This window comes from Micromonospora sp. NPDC051141 (assembly GCF_044455765.1).
Lineage (GTDB): Bacteria > Actinomycetota > Actinomycetes > Mycobacteriales > Micromonosporaceae > Micromonospora.
Genome location: NZ_JBITFD010000007.1, coordinates 107,123 through 124,897, shown reverse-complemented (window position 1 = coordinate 124,897; position 17,775 = coordinate 107,123). Strand labels below are relative to the sequence as shown.

The 17,775-nt window shown below is 73.5% G+C and carries 16 protein-coding genes; 7 read left to right on the top strand and 9 right to left on the bottom strand.

All coding sequences use genetic code 11. The annotated features are described in order from the left end of the window. Nucleotides 1-40: 40 nt before the first annotated feature. Both ACIA6B_RS15705 and ACIA6B_RS15700 read right to left on the bottom strand, forming a co-directional pair. Nucleotides 41-1,573 (bottom strand): FAD-dependent oxidoreductase, encoded by a 1,533-nt coding sequence (locus ACIA6B_RS15705; protein WP_396774144.1) that lies wholly within the window; start codon nucleotides 1,571-1,573, stop codon nucleotides 41-43. A gap of 58 nt (nucleotides 1,574-1,631) precedes the next feature. Further along, a complete protein-coding gene (locus ACIA6B_RS15700) occupies nucleotides 1,632-2,114 on the bottom strand; it encodes an MSMEG_6728 family protein (RefSeq protein ID WP_396773843.1) in 483 nt (160 codons plus the stop codon). A gap of 88 nt (nucleotides 2,115-2,202) precedes the next feature. Between ACIA6B_RS15700 and ACIA6B_RS15695 the strand changes: the two genes are divergently transcribed. From ACIA6B_RS15695 to ACIA6B_RS15685, 3 genes are read left to right on the top strand one after another with little or no spacing between them, the layout of a single operon-like run. Then, a complete protein-coding gene (locus tag ACIA6B_RS15695; protein ID WP_396773841.1) occupies nucleotides 2,203-3,963 on the top strand; it encodes an NAD-binding protein in 1,761 nt (586 codons plus the stop codon). Between the two features lie 36 nt (nucleotides 3,964-3,999). Beyond that, a complete protein-coding gene (locus ACIA6B_RS15690) occupies nucleotides 4,000-4,473 on the top strand; it encodes a hypothetical protein (protein WP_396773839.1) in 474 nt (157 codons plus the stop codon). Next, the gene (locus tag ACIA6B_RS15685) at nucleotides 4,470-4,823 is read left to right on the top strand and encodes a hypothetical protein (protein WP_396773837.1); all 354 of its coding nucleotides are present in this window, start codon (nucleotides 4,470-4,472) and stop codon (nucleotides 4,821-4,823) included. The genes ACIA6B_RS15690 and ACIA6B_RS15685 overlap by 4 nt, the downstream gene beginning before the upstream one ends. A 6-nt stretch (nucleotides 4,824-4,829) precedes the next feature. Here the strand turns inward: ACIA6B_RS15685 and ACIA6B_RS15680 are convergent, their stop codons facing one another. The 3 genes from ACIA6B_RS15680 to ACIA6B_RS15670 all read right to left on the bottom strand — a co-directional run bounded on the left by ACIA6B_RS15680 (nucleotide 4,830) and on the right by ACIA6B_RS15670 (nucleotide 9,555). Then, a complete protein-coding gene (locus ACIA6B_RS15680; protein WP_396773835.1) occupies nucleotides 4,830-6,050 on the bottom strand; it encodes an APC family permease in 1,221 nt (406 codons plus the stop codon). Nucleotides 6,051-6,124: 74 nt separating this feature from the next. Then, nucleotides 6,125-8,701 (bottom strand): chitinase C-terminal domain-containing protein, encoded by a 2,577-nt coding sequence (locus ACIA6B_RS15675; RefSeq protein WP_396773833.1) that lies wholly within the window; start codon nucleotides 8,699-8,701, stop codon nucleotides 6,125-6,127. An 86-nt stretch (nucleotides 8,702-8,787) separates the two neighbouring features. Beyond that, entirely contained in the window at nucleotides 8,788-9,555 is a 768-nt protein-coding gene (locus ACIA6B_RS15670) for a phosphatase PAP2 family protein (RefSeq protein WP_396773831.1), read from the bottom strand. A gap of 47 nt (nucleotides 9,556-9,602) precedes the next feature. Between ACIA6B_RS15670 and ACIA6B_RS15665 the strand changes: the two genes are divergently transcribed. Further along, nucleotides 9,603-10,871, top strand: coding sequence for a DUF4032 domain-containing protein (locus ACIA6B_RS15665; RefSeq protein WP_396773829.1), 1,269 nt, complete (start codon nucleotides 9,603-9,605; stop codon nucleotides 10,869-10,871). 31 nt (nucleotides 10,872-10,902) lie between these two features. On the opposite strand, the gene ACIA6B_RS15660 is transcribed toward ACIA6B_RS15665, so the two are convergent. The 4 genes from ACIA6B_RS15660 to ACIA6B_RS15645 all read right to left on the bottom strand — a co-directional run bounded on the left by ACIA6B_RS15660 (nucleotide 10,903) and on the right by ACIA6B_RS15645 (nucleotide 14,619). After that, a complete protein-coding gene (locus ACIA6B_RS15660) occupies nucleotides 10,903-11,556 on the bottom strand; it encodes a hypothetical protein (protein WP_396773827.1) in 654 nt (217 codons plus the stop codon). A gap of 98 nt (nucleotides 11,557-11,654) precedes the next feature. After that, entirely contained in the window at nucleotides 11,655-12,764 is a 1,110-nt protein-coding gene (gene nagA, locus ACIA6B_RS15655; protein WP_396773825.1) for an N-acetylglucosamine-6-phosphate deacetylase, read from the bottom strand. Further along, the gene (locus tag ACIA6B_RS15650; protein ID WP_396773823.1) at nucleotides 12,761-13,693 is read right to left on the bottom strand and encodes an ROK family protein; all 933 of its coding nucleotides are present in this window, start codon (nucleotides 13,691-13,693) and stop codon (nucleotides 12,761-12,763) included. Before ACIA6B_RS15650 ends, nagA begins: the two co-directional genes overlap by 4 nt. Beyond that, nucleotides 13,690-14,619 (bottom strand): SIS domain-containing protein, encoded by a 930-nt coding sequence (locus ACIA6B_RS15645; protein WP_396773821.1) that lies wholly within the window; start codon nucleotides 14,617-14,619, stop codon nucleotides 13,690-13,692. Before ACIA6B_RS15645 ends, ACIA6B_RS15650 begins: the two co-directional genes overlap by 4 nt. 199 nt (nucleotides 14,620-14,818) lie before the next feature. Here ACIA6B_RS15645 and ACIA6B_RS15640 point away from each other — a divergent pair, with 199 nt between their 5' ends. The 3 genes from ACIA6B_RS15640 to ACIA6B_RS15630 all read left to right on the top strand — a co-directional run bounded on the left by ACIA6B_RS15640 (nucleotide 14,819) and on the right by ACIA6B_RS15630 (nucleotide 17,707). After that, entirely contained in the window at nucleotides 14,819-15,604 is a 786-nt protein-coding gene (locus ACIA6B_RS15640) for a DeoR/GlpR family DNA-binding transcription regulator (protein WP_396773819.1), read from the top strand. A 94-nt stretch (nucleotides 15,605-15,698) separates the two neighbouring features. After that, a complete protein-coding gene (locus tag ACIA6B_RS15635; RefSeq protein WP_396773817.1) occupies nucleotides 15,699-16,697 on the top strand; it encodes an ATP-binding cassette domain-containing protein in 999 nt (332 codons plus the stop codon). Further along, nucleotides 16,694-17,707 carry an ABC transporter permease subunit gene (locus ACIA6B_RS15630; RefSeq protein WP_396773815.1) on the top strand — a complete coding sequence of 338 codons (1,014 nt, stop codon included), beginning with the start codon at nucleotides 16,694-16,696 and terminating at the stop codon, nucleotides 17,705-17,707. The genes ACIA6B_RS15635 and ACIA6B_RS15630 overlap by 4 nt, the downstream gene beginning before the upstream one ends. Nucleotides 17,708-17,775 lie beyond the last annotated feature (68 nt).

Here is a 17,775-nt window from a genome sequence, read left to right as displayed (position 1 = left end):
CGCCCGACCATAATGCGTTTTTTGACTGTTTATTGACGGATCATCGGGACCGGCCGGCCAGCAGGCCGCGCGGACGGATCGACCGGACCGGCTCGGCCGCCGCGCCCTCCGCCCGCAGAATGTGGTTCGCCGCGATGATCCCGGTGGCCGCCGACCGCTCCATCAACGCGCTCGGAAACTCGGTCCGGATCCCGTCCCCGGCCAGATAGAGCCCCTCGGCGTCGGTGCGTACCCCCGGCCGGCCGGCGTGGCTGCCCGGGGTGAACGCCGGGGCCTGCGCCTCGACCCGGGCCCGCAGCTCACGCACCCGAAGGTCGGCCACCTCAGGCCAGAGCGCGGTCAGCTCCCGCAGCATCCGGGCAGCCAGCTCGTCGGCGGGCACGTCCGGTTCGCAGGCGTACGCGTGCAACTCCACCACCGAACCGCCGGTGCGTTCCGCCCAGCGGCGCGGCTCGGCCTCCAGCCGGTGGTACAGCGTCACCGAGTCCAGCGTGGGCTGGCGGGAGACGCCGCTGAACACCGCCCGGTCCCGGCGGACGTCCCCGTCCATCCAGTAGCGCGCCACCGCGTACGGCGGGCCGGGCCGGCCGAACGCGGGCATCCGGGCCACCAGCTCGGGCGCGGTCGCGACCAGGCCGGGGGAGGCGTCGACCAGCGCGGCCAGCGCCGGCGGGTCGACGGCGAGCACGACATGCCCGGCCTCCCAGCCGTCGCCGTCGGCGCCGGTCACCCGCCAGCCCTCCGGCGTACGGTCCAGCCGGGCCGCCGGCGTGCCGGTCAGCACCCGACCGCCGTGCTTCTCCACGTACCGGGTCAGCGGCTCCCAGATCGCCGTCGCGTAGTCCTCGTCCGGGCAGTCGAAGGCCAGCCCCTTCGGGTTGCCGAGCAGGTAGAAGTGGAACTGGGCGATCATCTCGGCGGCCGACATCTCCGCCTCGTGGTTGAAGAACGAGTGCGAGAAGACCTCGAACAGCATGGCGCGGGCGCGGTCCGGCAGCCGCAGCGAGGTGAGCAGCTCGTCCGCGGTCCGCTCGTCGAACTCCGCGTAGGTGCGCACCGGGTCGTAGGTGAGCAGCGGCAACGCGGCGTCCCGGTCCATCGCGCGCAGGTCCGTCAGGCGCAGGCTCGGGCTGCGTAGCAGCAGCGCCAGCAGGTTGGCCGGCGGGGCCGGTGGCAGCTTGCCGAACTCCTCGGTCGGCCACTGGGCGGACAGGATCGGATAGCCGGGGATCGGCTTGAGGAACCCCAGCGTCGGGTCGACGCGGCGCAGGATCGAGCGCCAGTTCCAGTACTGCCGGAAGAACGCGTGGAACCCGTGCTCGTTCTGCTGCGGGCCGTCCGCCAGCGCCTCCGGCCAGGCGCCGAGCCGGCCGCCGAGGTGCGGCGCGGCCTCCAGCACGGTCACCGACACGCCGCGCTCGGCCAGCACCACCGCCGCCGACATCCCGGCAATGCCACCACCCACCACCAGCGCCGACGCCGGGTGCGGCACGCGCGGCGCGCCACCACCGCCCGGGTCCACCACGTGCTCGCGTACGCCGATGAGCCGACCAACCTTCTGCGACAGCCCCACGCCCCACCCTCCGCTCAACAGTGCTCCCATCCTGCCCGAGGTGTAAGGCCCCCGCCTTTCACGGCAGGCAGTGGCGGGGGCGGTCGGAAGGGGGCCAGACGTAGTCCAGGTCGGGCGGGGTGTCGGCGGGAAAGAGCGGCGCGTAGTGGGCGGGATCCTTGCGCAGCAGCGACGAACGATGGCTGCGGTGCAGGTCGTCGCGGCCCAGCCAGGGCGGCAGGTCACCGGTGGCGGCCAGCGCGTCCTGGGCCCGGATCGTGGTGATGCCGCAGGCGGCGGCGAGGTCGGTGGCGAGCGTGGCGGCGCAGGTGTCCGCCCGACCCGGCTCGCACCACACCGCGCACATGTCCAGCCCGTACCGGGTGAGCGCCTCCTCGTACCCGGCCCACATCTTCACCGCCGGGTGGTTGCGCCAGCCGTAGTCCGGGCGGGTCAGCCCGCGCAGCACCTGGATGGCCTCCACGCGCTGCTTGCCCAGCCGCTTCTGGTCCAGGACCCGGGCGCTGGCCAGGAAGTCCGGATACGGCAGGAACGTCTGCATGGCGGTGCTCTACCCGTACCCGGCGGCACCATGCCTTCAAGATCGCAGGGGGCTGTGCGCCTCGCGAGCGGCTGACTACGATCCGGGCATGGCCGAGCCCCTGCGCGACCGTGCGCGCCGCGCGACCGGGTGGCGGCTCCGCTCGAACGGCGACGAGCGCCCCCACTTCGTGGTCTGCGGCTCCGACCCGCTGGCCTACTGGGTGGTCCGGGCACTGCTCGGCGCCGGCCCGACCGCCGGTCAGGTGCGGGTCACGCTCGTGGTGCCGGAGCGCCGCCGCTCCGACGGCCCGGACGGGCGGGACGTGCCCGGGGTACGCGTGGTCGCGGCGGACCGGCTCGACGAGGCCACGTTCCGCCGGGCCGGGCTGGCCGACGCGGACGGGCTGGCCCTGCTGCACCAGGACGACGTGGGCAACATGCACGCCGCGCTCTGCGCCCAGGAGGTCGAGCCCCGCCTGCGCCTGGTGGCGCGGATGTTCAACACCAACCTGGCGGACGGGCTGCGGCAGCTCTTCCCCGGCTCGGCGGTGCTCTCCGACGCGTCCATGGCCGCGCCCGCCTTCGTCGCCGCCGCGCTGGGCGAAGTGGCCCCGACCCACTTCCGGCACGCCGGCCGTACGCTCTACGTGGCCCGCCGCGCCGACGTACGCCCGCAGGACGTGGTCTGCGGCCTGGCCGTCACGACCGACCCGGAGCTGGTCCGGGTGCTGCCCGCCGACGAGGCCACGGCCGACGTGGTGCTGGCCGAGGCGACCGGCCGGCCACCCGGCACCGAGCTGGCCGCGCGCCGGCTGGTCCGGGCCCGGCGACGCCGGCAGCCGGTGGAGGTGCTGCTCCGCGCGATCCGCAGCTTCGCCACCCGCAAGATCGGCATCGCGGTGCTGGTGCTGCTCGGGGTGATCGCGGTGCTGGGCTGGCTGAACGCCCGCGCGGCGGCGGTCACCTGGGGTGAGGCGCTCTACCTCACCCTGGTCACCACGCTCAGCGGCCAGGACCCGGACGTCAACAAGCCGGTCGCCGCGCAGGTCATGCAGGTGGTGCTGAACCTGGCCGGGCTGGCGCTGATCCCGCTGATCACGGCCGCCGTGGTCGACGGCGTCGTCAACGCCCGGCTGGCCCTGCACACCGGCCGGATCCAGCCGGACCGCTCCGGGCACGTGGTGGTGGTCGGGCTGGGCAACATCGGCACCCGGGTGATGGCCCAGTTGCACGACTTCGGCGTCGAGGTGGTGGCCATCGACAAGAACCCGGACGCACGCGGCGCGGCGCTGGCGCACCGGCTCGGGGTGCCGGTGATCGTCGGTGACGCCGGCCTGGAGGAGACGCTCCGCTCCGCCTCGGTCGACACCAGCCAGGCGCTGGTGGTGGTCTCCACCGACGACGGGGCGAACCTGCGCGCCGCGCTGATCGCCCGTTCCCTCGACGCCGACCTGCGGGTGGTGCTGCGGCTGTTCGACGGCGACTTCGCCGAGCGGATCCAGCAGGCGTTCGGCATCGGCATCTCGCGCAGCGTCTCCTACCTGGCCGCGCCGTCGTTCGCGGCGGCCCTGCTGGACCGCGCGGTGATCGCCACCATCCCGGTCGACCGGCACGCGTTGCTGGTCACCGAGGTGCCGGTGGTGGCCGGCTCGCCGCTGGACGGGCGCCCGCTCGGCGCGGTGGCCCGCCCCGGCGAGGTGCGCCTGCTGGCGCACACCCGGGCCGGGCAGAAGGGCGACTGGTCGGTCGATCCGCGTGTGGTGGTGCACGCCGGCGACCGGCTGACGGTGGTGGCCCGGCGGGCCGGGCTGACCGCCCTGCTGCGCGAGACCACGCCCGTGCCCCCGCCCAGGCACCCGGACGAGTGATCCCGTCGAGTCGACTTCCACGGTAGTGTGGAGGTCGTGGGTGCGGTCTACGAAGAGCTTCCGTTCAGTGAATTCCTCCACCATCCGGCCGCCACCGCGGACCGGCTGGAGAAGGTACGCGCCCTGCGGCTACGCCGCCGGGGTGCCGGTGACCTGGCGCTGACTCGCGCCGACCAGCTGGAACGGGACGCCGTCGTCGTCGACTTCACCGCCCGGCTGTTGGCCGGCATGGTGCGTACCGAGCCGTCGGCGGTCGTCCGTCGCGTGTTGGGCGAAGCGCTGCCCTGGGTGGCTTTCCTGCCCGACGAGGACGTCGATCAGTTGCTCGCCGAGCTGACCACGACCGCGCAGGGTGCCGCCTCGCTGGAGAACCTGTCGCCGGTTGCGGTCCTGCTCACCCAGTGGCGACACACCGCCGAGGTGCACGCCGATCCCACCCTGCTCGAACACGTCGGTCGGGAACCCAGCGGCGACTTCGGCCCGGTGCCCGAGCCGGACGCCCAGCCGTGAGCCCCAAGCGGGGCGACCGGGCGGCCCCACCATCCGTCGGCGGGGAGTACGAACTGCGCTTCGCTGACTCGGCTGCCGCCGAGGGCTGGGAGCAACTGGCCCGCCAGGTGCCGACGAACCTGCGCCGGGCGTTCGAATCGCTTCGGTCGGGCCCGCGATCCACCGCCAATCCCGACCGTCACCATCGCCTCAAGGGCTCGCTGGCGACCAGCCACTGGAAGGGTCAGGACCTGGAACGCTGGCAGTACGAGGTGACCGGCGGCGGCCGGATCTGGTACCTGATCGACGACGAGCGCCGCACGCTGTGGCTGACCTACGCGGGTGCCGGCCACCCACGCGCTACCGAGTGATCCGGTTCAGGTCGTGCGGGCGCGGCGGAGGGCGTACCAGAGCGCGCCGAGGGCGAGCACGCCGAAGCCGCCGAGCACGCTGGGCAGCGGCAGGCTGACCGCGAGCACCAGGCAGCCCGCCAGCCCCAGCGCGGCGAGCAGCCGCCCGCCCCGCCCGAGCGTCAGCGCGGCGGCGTTGGTGATCGCGTAGTAGACCAGCACGGTGCAGCTGGAGAAGCCGATCGCGCCCCGGACGTCGGCGAGCGCCACCACCACGATCACCACGGCGGCCACCGCCAGCTCGGCCCGGTGCGGCACCCGGTGGCGGGGGTGCACGGCGGCCAGCGCGCCCGGCAGGTCGCGTCGGCGGGCCATCGCCAGCGTGGTGCGTCCGACGCCGGCCAGCAGCGAGAGCAGCACCCCGGTCACCGCGACGGCGGCCCCGGCCCGGACCAGCCAGGCCAGTCCGGGCCGGCTGGCGGCGGTCACCACGTCGACAAGCGGCGCCGGGGAGGCGGCCAGCCGGTCGGTGCCCAGCACGCCGAGCGCGACCACGGCCAACGTCAGGTAGATCGCCAGCACCGCGCCGAGCGCCAGCGGCACCGCGCGGGGGATGGTGCGCTCCGGGTCGCGCACCTCCTCGCCCAGCGTGGCGATCCGCGCGTACCCGGCGAACGCGAAGAAGAGCAGGCCGGCGGCGGTGAGCACGCCGTGCGCCCCGACATCGGCGGAGGCGGTGAGCCGGTCGGCAGTCACCTGCGGCGTGCCGGTCACCGCCACCACGGCCAGCACGGTGAGCACCACCGCGACCAGGATCCGGGTGGCGGTCGCGGTCTTGCCGATGCCGCGCAGGTTCACCGCGGTCACCGCCACCACCGCGAGGACCGCGACGAGCCGCGCCCGCCCCGGCCACAGGTAGGCCCCGACGGTCAGCGCCATGGCCGCGCAGCTCGCCGTCTTGCCGACCACGAACCCCCAGCCGGCGAGGAAACCGGCGAACGGGTGCAGGCGTTCCCGGCCGTACACGTAGGTGCCGCCGGACTCCGGGTAGCGGGCGGCGAGCCGCGCCGAGCTGGTGGCGTTGCAGAACGCGACGAAGCCGGCCAGCGCGAGCGCGACCAGCAGCCCGACGCCGCCGGCCGCCGACGCGGCGGGTGCGAAGACCACGAAGACGCCCGCGCCGAGCATCGACCCCAGACCGATGACGACCGCGTCGGGTACGCCGAGCCGGCGTGCCAGCTGTTCCACACCGGCAGCCTAGGGGCCGGACGTGAACGGCCGGTGCCGCCGACGGGATTCCGCCGGCGGCACCGGGATCGAGGTCAGCAGGGCCCGTTGTCGGTCCAGACGCCCTGGCTGTTGGTCCCCGGGACGTCGCCCTGGGTCCACCACCGCGCGGTCCACCGGTGCCCGCCGTAGGACACCACCGCACCACCGGAGTACGCCGTGCCGGCGACCCAGGCCGGCGTCGTGCACGCCCTGCCGGTGGGCGTCGGCGAGGGCGTGCCGGTGGGCGTCGGCGTGCCGGTGGGCGTCGGCGCGGCGGTGGGCGTCGGGGAGCCGCCGCAGGCGCCCTGGTCGGCCCAGACCGCCGCGCTACCCGGCGTCTCGCCCTGGGTCCACCACTTCGCGGTCCAGGTGCGCCCGGCGTACGACACGGTCGCCCCGCCGGAGTACGCGGTGGCCGCCGACCAGGCCGGCGCGGTGCAGGTGCCCCCGCCGGGCGGGGTGGAGCCGGTCGGGCTCGGCGACGGGCTGACCACCTCGCCACCGCGTGCCCGGTCCGAGGCCAGCGCGTACGTCTGGCCGCCGAACGCGAGCGTGACGTTCGCCGGGCCGGAGATCGGGAGCTGGTAGTTGAGCGTCACCTCGGCGTACGCGCCGGGCGCGATGGCGGCCGGCACGGTGAGGCGTACCCGGTTGTGGTCGCCCTTCAGGCCACCCACGTTGCTGCCGGTGTGGCCGGTGGAGACCGTGGTGAGCGCCCAGCCGGACTGCTGGCTGAGCGTGGCCGGGGTGGTGGTCGGGTAGTCGAACTCCAGTTGCGCGCCGGCCGGGATCGGCGCGCCGGTGTTGTTGGTCAGCCGCAGCTCGGGGTTGATCGGGTAGTTGTTGTCGCCGAGCGCGAAGCCGCCCATGTCGACCGTCACGTCCAGCGTCCGGGTGGGCATGGTGATACTCGCCTTGCGGGCGCCGTACGCCGGCGCGGTCTTCAGCCTGTCGTAGAGCAGTGTGGTGAGCGTGTCGCCCATGCCGTACCGGCCCTTGGCGGCGTCGTAGCCGTAGTCGCCGGCCAGTTCCCAGATCATCACGCCGCCGATGCCCTTGGCGGCCACGTAGTCGGCCTTGGCGGCGAGCGACTGGTCGTCCTCGGTGGAGAGGAAGACCTTCTTCTCCGCGTTCCACAGCCAGGGCGCGGCCAGCGCCGCCGAGTAGTTGCGGGCGTAGCTGCCGCTGATCCGGTCGGCCGGGTCGGTGGCCGGGGTGAGGCCGTACCCGGTCAGGTAGTCGCCGGTGATGCCGGCCTGGAGGTTCTTCGCGTGCCACATCGGGTTGGCGCCGCCGGGCACCTCGTTGCCGGCGGCGTCGAGGTCGTGCCAGAGGTTGTCGATGCCGACCGCGCCGTTGCCGCAGGGGGTGGTGGAGCCGATCGAGCCGCCGGTGCCGGCCGGGCACTTCGTCTGGTCGGGCAGCGCGGCCCGCCCCCACAGCCCGTTGGTGCCGCCGGTGACGCCCTGCCAGCCCCGGGTGTAGTAGGGCACGCCGATGTTCACCCGGCCGCTTGGCAGCGCGCCGCGGAAGTAGTGGTAGGCCCAGTCGGTGTTCAGGTAGCCGATGCCGGAGTACGCGCCGTACACGCCGCCGGCGGCCAGCTCGGCGTCGTCGCCGTTGTCGTAGAGCGCCGCGTTCGGCCCGACGAAGTGGTTCCACGCGCCGTGCAGGTCGTAGGACATCGCGTTGACGTAGTCGAGGTACTGCAACGCCTGGTAGGACTCCATGCCGCGCAGCAGCCACCCGGACGCGGGCGCGGCCACGGTGAGCAGGTAGTGCCGGCCGTCGGTGGCGGCGGCCCGGTCGAGCTTCTCCCGCAGCGTGCGCATCAGCACCTGGTACGAGGCGTTCAGGCCGGCCCGCTTGGCGTCGGCCTGGGCGAAGTCGAGCGGGTTGCCGGCCTTGTTGTTGGAGGTGGGGTACTCGTAGTCGATGTCCACCCCGTCGAAGCCGTACGTGCGCAGGAACGTCACCACCGAGTCGGCGAACGTGGTGATGCCGGCGGTGTTGACGGTGTTGGTGCCGGTGGTGGTCATCCGGTAGAAGCCGCCGGAGTCGAGCCGGTTGCCGCTGTCGTCGATGAAGCCGCCGGTCTCGGCCCAGCCGCCGACGCTGATCAGCGTACGGACGTTCGGGTGCTGCTTCTTGTACTTGTTGAGCAGGTTGAAGTGCCCGGTGTAGGGCAGGGCCGGGTCCATCTCGGCGCCGGCCACGCCGGGCCAGGTCATGTTCGTGGCCGGGTTGTCCGCGGCGGCCGGGTTGCCGACGGAGATCTTGTTGGCGCCGTCGACGTGCGCGAACGCGTAGTTGATGTGGGTGACCTTCTGCCAGGGGATCTGGTTGACCAGGTAGGCCGGGGCGCCGTTGCGGCCGGTCCGCCAACTGGTGAAGTAGCCGATGATCCGGCGGGTGTGGTCCGCGCCCATCTTCTCCCGGCCGGCGGTGTCGTAGACGGTGCAGTAGGGCACCGACACCCCGGGCGTGCGGTAGAGCCCGTCGGGTCGGCACGCCTCGTCGTCGGCGACGGCCGACCGGGCGTCCGGGGCGGCCACCACCACCGCCATGGCCGCGGTCAGCAGACCGGCGGCGCCGGCCGACAGCCAGCGGCTGATTCGTCTCGCCAGCACGTGCACCTCCTACATTTAACAAACTTAACTGTTAAGGTTGCTAAATGTATACCGGCGTCGATGCGCCGGGACAAGAGGCGGATTCTTCAGTCGAGCTGGTCGACCGGCCGGGCCCAGCCGCCGAGCCGCGTCGGCAGCGGCACGGCGTTCCAGGGCACCCGGCGCAGCAGCCGGTCCAGCAGCAGGCCGAGCAACAACCCGGCGACCGAGTCGGTGAGCCAGTGCCAGCCCAGATAGACGGTGGTGCAGAAGACCACCGTCGGGGGCACCACCCGGACCACGGTGACCAGCCCGGCCGGCACGGTGCGGCCGACCGTGCGCAGCAGCGGCACCAGCAGCAGGGCGAGGACGCCGTACCAGACGATCGCGTTCGCCACGTGCCCCGACGGGTACGACTGGGCGAAGCGCACCGGCAACTCGTGCTGGAACAACGGCAGCGTCTGCTCGGGCGGCAGGAACGGCTCCTTGACGCTCGCGCTCGGCGCCGGGCGGGCCGTCCACACCTTCAGCGGGCCGATGGTGAAGAACGTCAGCACGAACGCGGTCACCGGCGGCAGCACCGCCCGCACCGAGCGCATCCGCCACGCCAGCAGCACGCCCAGCCCGGCCGCCAGCAGCGTCAGCGGGGTGCCCTGACCGAGCAGGTTGAACGCCATCGCCACCCACCGGGCGGCGGTCGGCCGGTGCGCGGCCGACCAGTCGGCGACCGCCCGGTCGAGCCCGAACAGGTGCCCGGCGGCGAGCGCCACGGTCAGCGCCACCAGCGCGGCGAGCAGCAGCCCGTCACACCACCAACCGGTCGGTCGGACGGGCCGCAGCCGCAGGTCGCGGCGTACCCCTGAGATCTGGCGCACGCGACCACGCTACCGGCCGGCGACGGCGGCCGGGCATCGGCGGTTGTGTGCCGAACCACGAAGGGAAGCGCTCCGCCGGGTCAGCGGTCACACTGGTTGCCGTGCGGATCACCTCGGCCCTCGTCGACCCGGCGCTGCTCGACCTCCCCTGGTCGACCCCGCTGGAGCAGTGGCCTGCCGAGCATCTGGTGGCGCTGCCCCAGGGCATCTCCCGGCACATCGTGCGGTTCGTCCGGCTCGGCGGTTACGTGTACGCGTTCAAGGAGACCCGAGAGCGGATCGCTGAGCGGGAGTACGACCTGCTGCGGGCGCTGGAGCGGATCGACTTCCCGTCGGTCGAGGCGGTGGCGATCGTCGCCGACCGGCAGACCGACGACGGGGAGCCGCTCGAGTCGGTGCTGATCACCCGGCACCTCCAGTTCTCGCTGCCGTACCGGGCGCTGTTCTCCAACACGCTGCGCCCGGAGACGATGAACCGGCTGTTGGACGCGCTCGCTGCGCTGATCGTGCGGATGCACCTGACCGGCTTCTTCTGGGGCGACTGCTCACTGTCGAACACGCTGTTCCGCCGGGACGCGGGCGCGTTCGCCGCCTACCTGGTGGACGCCGAGACCGGGGCGCTCCACACCTCGCTCTCCAACGGCCAGCGCGGCGAGGACCTGGAGATCGCCCGGGTCAACATCTTCGGCGAGGCGCTCGACCTTCAGGCCGCCGGCCTGCTGCACGAGTCGATCGACCCGGAGGTGGTCTGCGAGGAGGTCGTCCAGCGCTACGAGCGGCTCTGGCACGAGATCACCTACGAGCAGCAGGTCGAGCGCGCCGCCCGGCACGACATCGAGGGCCGCATCCGCCGCCTCAACGAGCTGGGCTTCGACGTGGCCGAGGTGGCGCTGTCGACCGTCGACAACGGGCGCTACCTGGTCCGGCCCAAGGTGGTCGACGCCGGCTACCACACCCGCCGGCTGTTGCGGCTCACCGGCCTGGACGCCGAGGAGAACCAGGCCCGCAAGCTCCTCAACGACCTGGACGCCTACCGGGTGGAGAGCGATCTGACCGACGAGCAGCAGGCGGCGCACCGCTGGCTCACCGAGGTCTTCGAGCCGGTGGTCCGGGCGGTGCCGGCGCACCTGCGGCGCAAGCTGGAGCCGCAGGAGCTGTTCGCCCAGATCATCGAGCACAAGTGGCTGCTCTCCGAGCAGGCCGGCCGGGACGTCGGGATGCGCCGGGCCGTCCACTCGTACCTGGCCGACGTGCTGGTGCACCGCCCGGACGAGCAGGCCGTGCTGGGCGTCGAGGTCCCCACCCCGACGGTGTGACTACCGTCGACGACGGAGCGCTCGAACTCGTTCACGCCCACCGGGCGCACTCGGCGTCCAGGCGCGGCTCGGTACGCACCCAGACCTCGCCCCCGGGGGCCCCGGCCGGGGCGTCGACGCGTTCGAGACCGAGGAATGCGATCAACTGGAGCAGTTCGGCCCGCTCGGCCCGGTCGTCGTCGAGACCCTGCGACTCGAAAAAGACGTGGTACTGGTCGGTCGGGTCGACGATGCCGGAATCCGCCCAGATCCGGCCGACCTCGCCGATCGCCGCCGCCTCCGTGGTGAACATGGCGGCGCGGGCGGCGCCGCGGGTCTCCGGTGTCGCGTCGAGGTCGGCGAGGTCGGGCAGCCACTGCCCGAAGTGGTCGAGACCGGCGTACCCGTTCTCGAAGAACAGCATCGCGCTCGGCAGGTAGCGGTTGCGCCGGTCGACCAGGAGGTGCGCCGAGCGGGGTGGGTCCGCGTCCTCGAACCGGGAGATCGCCCCCCGCCGGGGCATGAGCACCAGCCGCTGCCCCGCCGCCTCGTCGCTGATCGTGTAGGTGTCGGACCCGCGACCCCGGAAGAACGCGGAGAACGCCTCGTACGCCTCCTGCGGGTCACCCACCGAGACGGGTTGGTCGTTGCCGTCTCCGGCCGCGAAGACGAACTGCTTCGGTCCGGGCTGGTACGGGCGGGCCATCTGGGTCCTCGCTGAGTCGGGACAGCTTCGCCGGCGTGGCGGAACAGATCCTGATCATAGGCGTGCGGTGCGAGCCGGCCCGCCGGGCGACCGGCCGCCTACCGCACCCACTCGCCGGCGCGCATCACCCGGACCACGTTCAGGTCGTCGTCCAGCACCACCAGGTCGGCGCGCAGCCCGGCCCGGAGCGCGCCCACCCGGTCGCCCAGCCCGAGCGCGCGGGCCGGGGTGGTGGCGGCCATCCGGACCGCGTCGGGCAGCGTGACGCCGGCGCCGACCGCGTGCCGCAGCGCGGCGTCCATGGTGAGCGTGCTGCCGGCGATGGCGCCGTCCCGGCTGAGCCGGGCCTCACCGCCGGCCACGGTGACCGCCTGGCCACCCAGCTCGTACTCCCCGTCGGGCATGCCGGCGGCGGCCATCGCGTCGGTGATCAGGGCGGCCCGCTCCGGGCCGGCCACCGAACTGGCGAACCCGAGCATGCCGTCGTGCAGGTGCACGCCGTCGGCGACCAGCTCGCAGACCACGTTCGGGGCCTCCAGCAACGCCACCACCGGGCCGGGCTCACGGTGGTGCACCGGGCGCATCCCGTTGAACAGGTGGGTCCCGACGCTGGCGCCGGCAGCCACCGCCGCGCGGGTCTGCGCCCAGGTGGCGTCCGTGTGCCCGACGGCCGCCACCACGCCGTTCGCCACCAGCAACTCGATCGCCTCGGTGGCGCCGTCCCGCTCGGGGGCGACCGTGACCATCCGCACCGCGCCGCCGCCCAACTCGATCAGCTCGGTCAGCTCGTCGGTGGACGGGTCACGGAGGAACTCCGGGTTCTGCGCGCCGCAGCGATCCGCCGACAGGTAGGGGCCCTCGAAGTGCAGGCCGGCGAGCACACCCGCCTCGACCAGCGGCCGGAACGCGGCGGTGGCGTCGCGCATCAGCGCGAACGGGGAGCTGACCAGGCTGGCCAGCAGCGTGGTCGTGCCGTGGTCGAGGTGGAACGCGGCGGCCTGGCGGGCCGACTCCGGATCGCCGGTGGTGAACGTGTGTCCACCGCCGCCGTGGGTGTGCATGTCCACGAAGCCGGGCACGATCCAGTGCCCGTCGCGTACCGAGGGGTAGTCGGCGACCGCGGTGATCCGGTCGTCCCGGACCTCCACGCAGCCCTGCCGGATGACACCGGTCGGGGTCACCACCTTGCCGGTCACGCGCCGGGTCATCGACTCTCCTTCGCCAGGGTGTCCAGGGCCAGCAGGGCGGCGCCGAGGCAACCGGCCTCGTCGCCGAGCGCCGCCGCGACCAGGCGCGGCTCGCGGTGGAACGTCAACCGCTCGCGCAGCGCGTCGCGCAGCGGGTCGAACAGCCGGGGACCGGCCTGGGCCAGCCCACCACCGATCACCACGGTCGCCACGTCGTACAACGCCTGCCCGGTGGCGAGGCCGTCGGCGAGCGCCTCGACCGCCTCCCGCCAGACCGTGCCGGCGAGCGGGTCACCGGACACCGCCCGGTCGACCACCTCGGCGGCGGTCGCCGGCGCGCCGGCCAACTCGGTGTAGCGGCGGCCGATCGCCGAGGCCGAGGCCACCGCCTCCAGGCAGCCGACCCGACCGCAGCCGCAGCGCGGGCCGCCGGGGCGTACCAGGATGTGGCCGATCTCCCCGGCGGCGCCGTGCGCGCCGGCGGCGGCCGACCCGTCGACCACGTGCGCGGCGGCGATGCCGGTGCCGATGGCCACGAAGAGCACGTGGCCGGCGTCCCGGCCGGCGCCGAGCCGGGCCTCGGCCAGGCCGCCCACCCGCACGTCGTGGCCGAGCGCCGCGGGCAGGCGCAGGCGGGTGGCCGCCAGGTTCCGCAGCGGTACGTCCCGGAAGCCCACGTTCGCCGACCAGACCGCCACGCCACGGGCCTCGTCCACCACGCCCGGCACGGCGATGCCGCAGGCCACCGGCGTGAACCCGTCGGCGCGGGCCTTGTCGGCCAGCCCTTCGGCCACGTCGAGGATCGTGCCGACCACGGCGTCCGGCCCGCGCTGCGCGGCGGTGGCGTGCCGTTCGGTGTGCACGGTCGTGCCGTCCGGCCGGACCAGGGCGCACTTCATCCCGGTGCCGCCCACGTCCAGCGCGACGACGACCTCGTCGCGCGCCCTCACGCCAAAACCACGGACCGGGTCAGGTGGCGGGGGGCGTCCGGGTCGAGGCCGCGGCTGGTGGCCAGCGCCACGGCGAACCGTTGGGCCAGGATCAGGTCGGCCATCGGGTCGACCGGGTTGCGGCCGGCCGCCCAGCTCGTCAGCACCGTGCGGCAGCCGTGCGTACGGCTGTGCACGAACGCCGCGCCGGTGGCCGCCACGTCCTCGGCCAGCCCGTCCGGGATGCCGCCGAACGCCCAGACCAACCGGCCCGGGGCGCCGATCGAGATCGGGCCGTGGCGGTAGTCCATGGCCGGGTACGCCTCGGCCCAGAACGTGGCCGCCTCGCGGCACTTCAGCGCGGCCTCCTGGGCCAGCCCGACCGTCCAGCCGCGTCCGAGGAACGTGACCTGGTCGATGCCGGCCGGGTCGATCGGCAGCGGTGCCCGGACGGCCACCTCGGCGTCGGCGGCCAGCCGGCCGAGGTCCTCGCCGAGGTGGGCGCGGAGCAGCGCGAGCGCGGTGGTGGCGAAGCGGGTCTGCACCACCGAACGCTCGTCGGCGAAGGGCAGCGCGACGGTGGCGTCGGCGAGCGACCCGGCCGGTGCGACCGGATCGCCCACCAGGACCGTGGTGGGGATCCGCCCGCGCAGCGCGGCGAGCAGGTCGAGCACCTCGGTGGTGGTGCCGGAGCGGGTGATCGCGATGAGCCGGTCGTAGCGCCGGCCGGTGGGGAACTCGCTGGCCTGGAACGCGTCGGTCTCGCCCAGACCGGCCTGCTCGCGCAGGCCCGCGTACGCCGCCGCCATGAACCACGACGTGCCGCAGCCGACCACGGCGACCCGCTCGCCGGAGCGCGGCAGGTGGTCGGCGACGGTCGGCGCGAGCCGGGCCGCCTCGCGCCAGCAGTCGGGCTGGCTCGCGATCTCCGCGTGCACGTACGGCATGACAACTCCTCGCCGAGGGAGACCTTGCGCAATACGGCGCGATAGGGCCTTCTTTCGCGCGTCATTCTGCGCGAAGTGGGGCGGGCGTGGCAACCGTCTCCTCATTCGCGCAGGCCAGGGTTTTGCGCAGACGTAGTTTCGCGCACTACTGTGCACGCAACCAATCACCGTACGTGCACAGTCAGGGGAGGGCCCCGCGGTGGACCGCTACGCGCGTTGGAACGCACTGCTTGAGATGCTGACCGACAGCGGCCGGGTCACCGTCGAGGAGGCGGCCGAACGGCTGGCGGTCTCCCAGGCCACCATCCGGCGGGACTTCGACCAGCTCGCCCAGCAGCAGATGATCACCCGGACCCGGGGTGGCGCGGTCGCCAACGGCGTCTCGTACGACCTGCCGCTGCGCTACAAGACCGCCAAGCACTCGGCGGAGAAGCAGCGGATCGGGGCCGCCGCCGCCGCGCTGGTCTCCCCGGGCACCGTGGTCGGCCTGAACGGCGGCACCACCAGCACCGAGGTGGCCCGCGCGCTGGCCGTCCGCCCGGACCTGAACACCAGCGCCGAGGGCGCCCAGCTCACCGTGGTCACCAACGCGCTGAACATCGCCAACGAGCTGCTGGTGCGCTCGCGGATGAAGGTGGTGGTGGCCGGCGGCGTGGTCCGGCCGAAGTCGTTCGAGCTGGTCGGCCCGCTGGGCGGGGCGCTGCTGCGCGAGGTCACGCTCGACGTCGCGCTGCTCGGCGTGGACGCGATCGACCCGCAGCTCGGCGCCGCCGCGCACCACGAGGGCGAGGCGGCCATGAACAGCCTGATGGTGGCCCGGGCCAAGCGGGTCGTGGTGATCGCCGACTCGTCGAAGCTGGGCGGGCACGCATTCGCCCGGATCTGCCCGGTGGACCGGGTGGAGACGCTGGTGACCGACTCCGGCGCGGCCCCGGACGTGGTGCAGGCGTTCCGCGACGCCGGCGTGCACGTCGTCTGCGCCTGAGAGCGACACCCCGAGCGCCTGTGCATACCGGGTATTGCCTTCCGGTGCATACCGCGTATGGTGTCGCTGTCACCTACATCGGGGGAGGTCAGCTGTGTCGGCTGTCCTGGAGATCGAGGGTCTCCGTAAGACGTACCGGAGCCGGAAACGCGGGGTCCGCCACGCGCTCGACGGCTTCGACATGCGGGTCGAGGCCGGCCAGGTGCACGGCTTCCTCGGCCCGAACGGTTCCGGCAAGACCACCACGCTGCGGACGCTGCTCGGGTTGATCCGGCCCAACGGCGGCCGGATGGCCATCCTCGGCCAGGAGCTGCCGCGGTCGCTGCCGGCGGTGGCCGGCCAGGTCGGTGCCATCGTGGAGAGCCCGCAGTTCTTCCCGCACTTCTCCGCGCGGGACACGCTGAGCCTGCTCGCCCAGGCCGGCGAGCTGCCGAAGCAGCGGGTCGACGAGGTGCTGGAGTTGGTCGGCCTGCGTGACCGGGCCGGCGAGCGGGTGAAGACCTACTCGCTCGGCATGAAGCAGCGGCTCGCCGTGGCGTCCGCGCTGCTCAAGAACCCCAAGCTGCTGATCCTGGACGAGCCGGCCAACGGCCTGGACCCGGGCGGCATCCGGGAGATGCGCCGGCTCATGCGGGAGCTGGCCGAATCCGGCATGACCGTGGTGCTCTCCAGCCACATCCTCGGCGAGATCCAGCTCATCTGCGACTCGGTCACCATCATCTCGCTCGGCCGGCGGGTCGCCTTCGGGCCGGTCGAGCAGGTGCTCGCCGCCCACTCCCAGGGCGCCGTGCGGGTACGCCTGGAGGCGGTCGCCGACCTGCCCCGGGCCGAGGAGACGCTGACCCGGTCCGGGATCCGCGTCGCCGCCGAGGCCGACCACCTGATGCTGTCCGGCGTGGACAAGCCGGCCGTGGTCAGCCGGCTCCTCGCCGAGCAGGACCTGTACGTCAGCGAGCTCACCCCGGTCGCGGTCGACCTGGAGAGCGTCTTCCTCGAACTGACCGCCACCGCGCCGGTCCCCGGCCAGCACCGTCAGGTCGATCAGTCCGCCAAGGTCGACCAGACCGGCACCGCAGGAGGTTGGGGCGCATGAGCCTGTTCGTCACCGAGCTGCGCCGGCTCACCAAGCGCCGGGTCACCCGCCTGCTGCTCGTCCTGCTGGTGGTCGGGCTCGCCACCGTGGCCACCGCGTTCAGCTTCTCCAGCCACAAGCTCTCGCCCGAGGTGGTGGCCGCCGCGCAGGCCGACTCCGACGCGCAGTACCGCAGGTCGGTCGAGGAGTGGAAGCGCAGCGTCACCGAGTGCGAGGCCGCGCAGGCCCGCGGCGAGCAGACCGAGGAGCGCTACGGCCCGAACTGCGGCAAGGACTACCAGCCGCAGCCGGAGATGTTCGACCCGAAGTGGAACCTGCCCTACCAGTTCGACTTCCGGGCCGAGTTCCCCACGTTCATCGCCGTGTTCGCCGGCGCGGTGGCGCTCTTCGCGTTCATCGTCGGCGCCTCCTTCGTGGGCGCCGAGTGGAACACCGGCGGGATGATGAACCTGCTGCTCTGGCGGCCGAAACGGCTCGCCGTGCTGGGCACCAAGCTGGCCGCGCTGCTCACCACCGTGCTCGGGCTGAGCGTCGTGCTCGGCGCGTTGTGGACGGCCGTGTTCTGGCTGATCGGCACCCAGCGGGGCACCACCGCGAAGATGACCGCCGGGGTGTGGCGCTCGATCGGGCTGGACGGGCTGCGCGCCGTGGCGCTGATCCTGGTCGTCGGCGCGGTCGCGTTCGCGCTCGCCTCGCTGGGCCGGCACACCGCGATGGCGTTGGGCGCGGCGGTGGCGCTGTTCGCGGTCAGCGAGGTCGGCATCCGGATCGCGGTCGGCGTGCTGTCGGTGCCGTTCGGCGACCGCTACGTGCTCTCCACGTACGCCCAGTCGTGGTTCATGAAGCAGGCGGAGCTGTTCGACTACGACACCTGCGAGTTCGCCCGGGGCGCCTGCGAGCCGGCGAAGTACGTGGTCACCTGGCAGCAGTCGGCGGTGGTGTTCGGCATCGGCGCCGTGGCGGCCCTGGTCGCCGCGTTCTGGACGATGCGTCGGCGGGACGTCGCCTGACGTTCTCCGCGCCGCCGGCGGGAAGCCGGCGGCGCGGACCGCGCGGGACGATGCGGCCGGGGACGGCC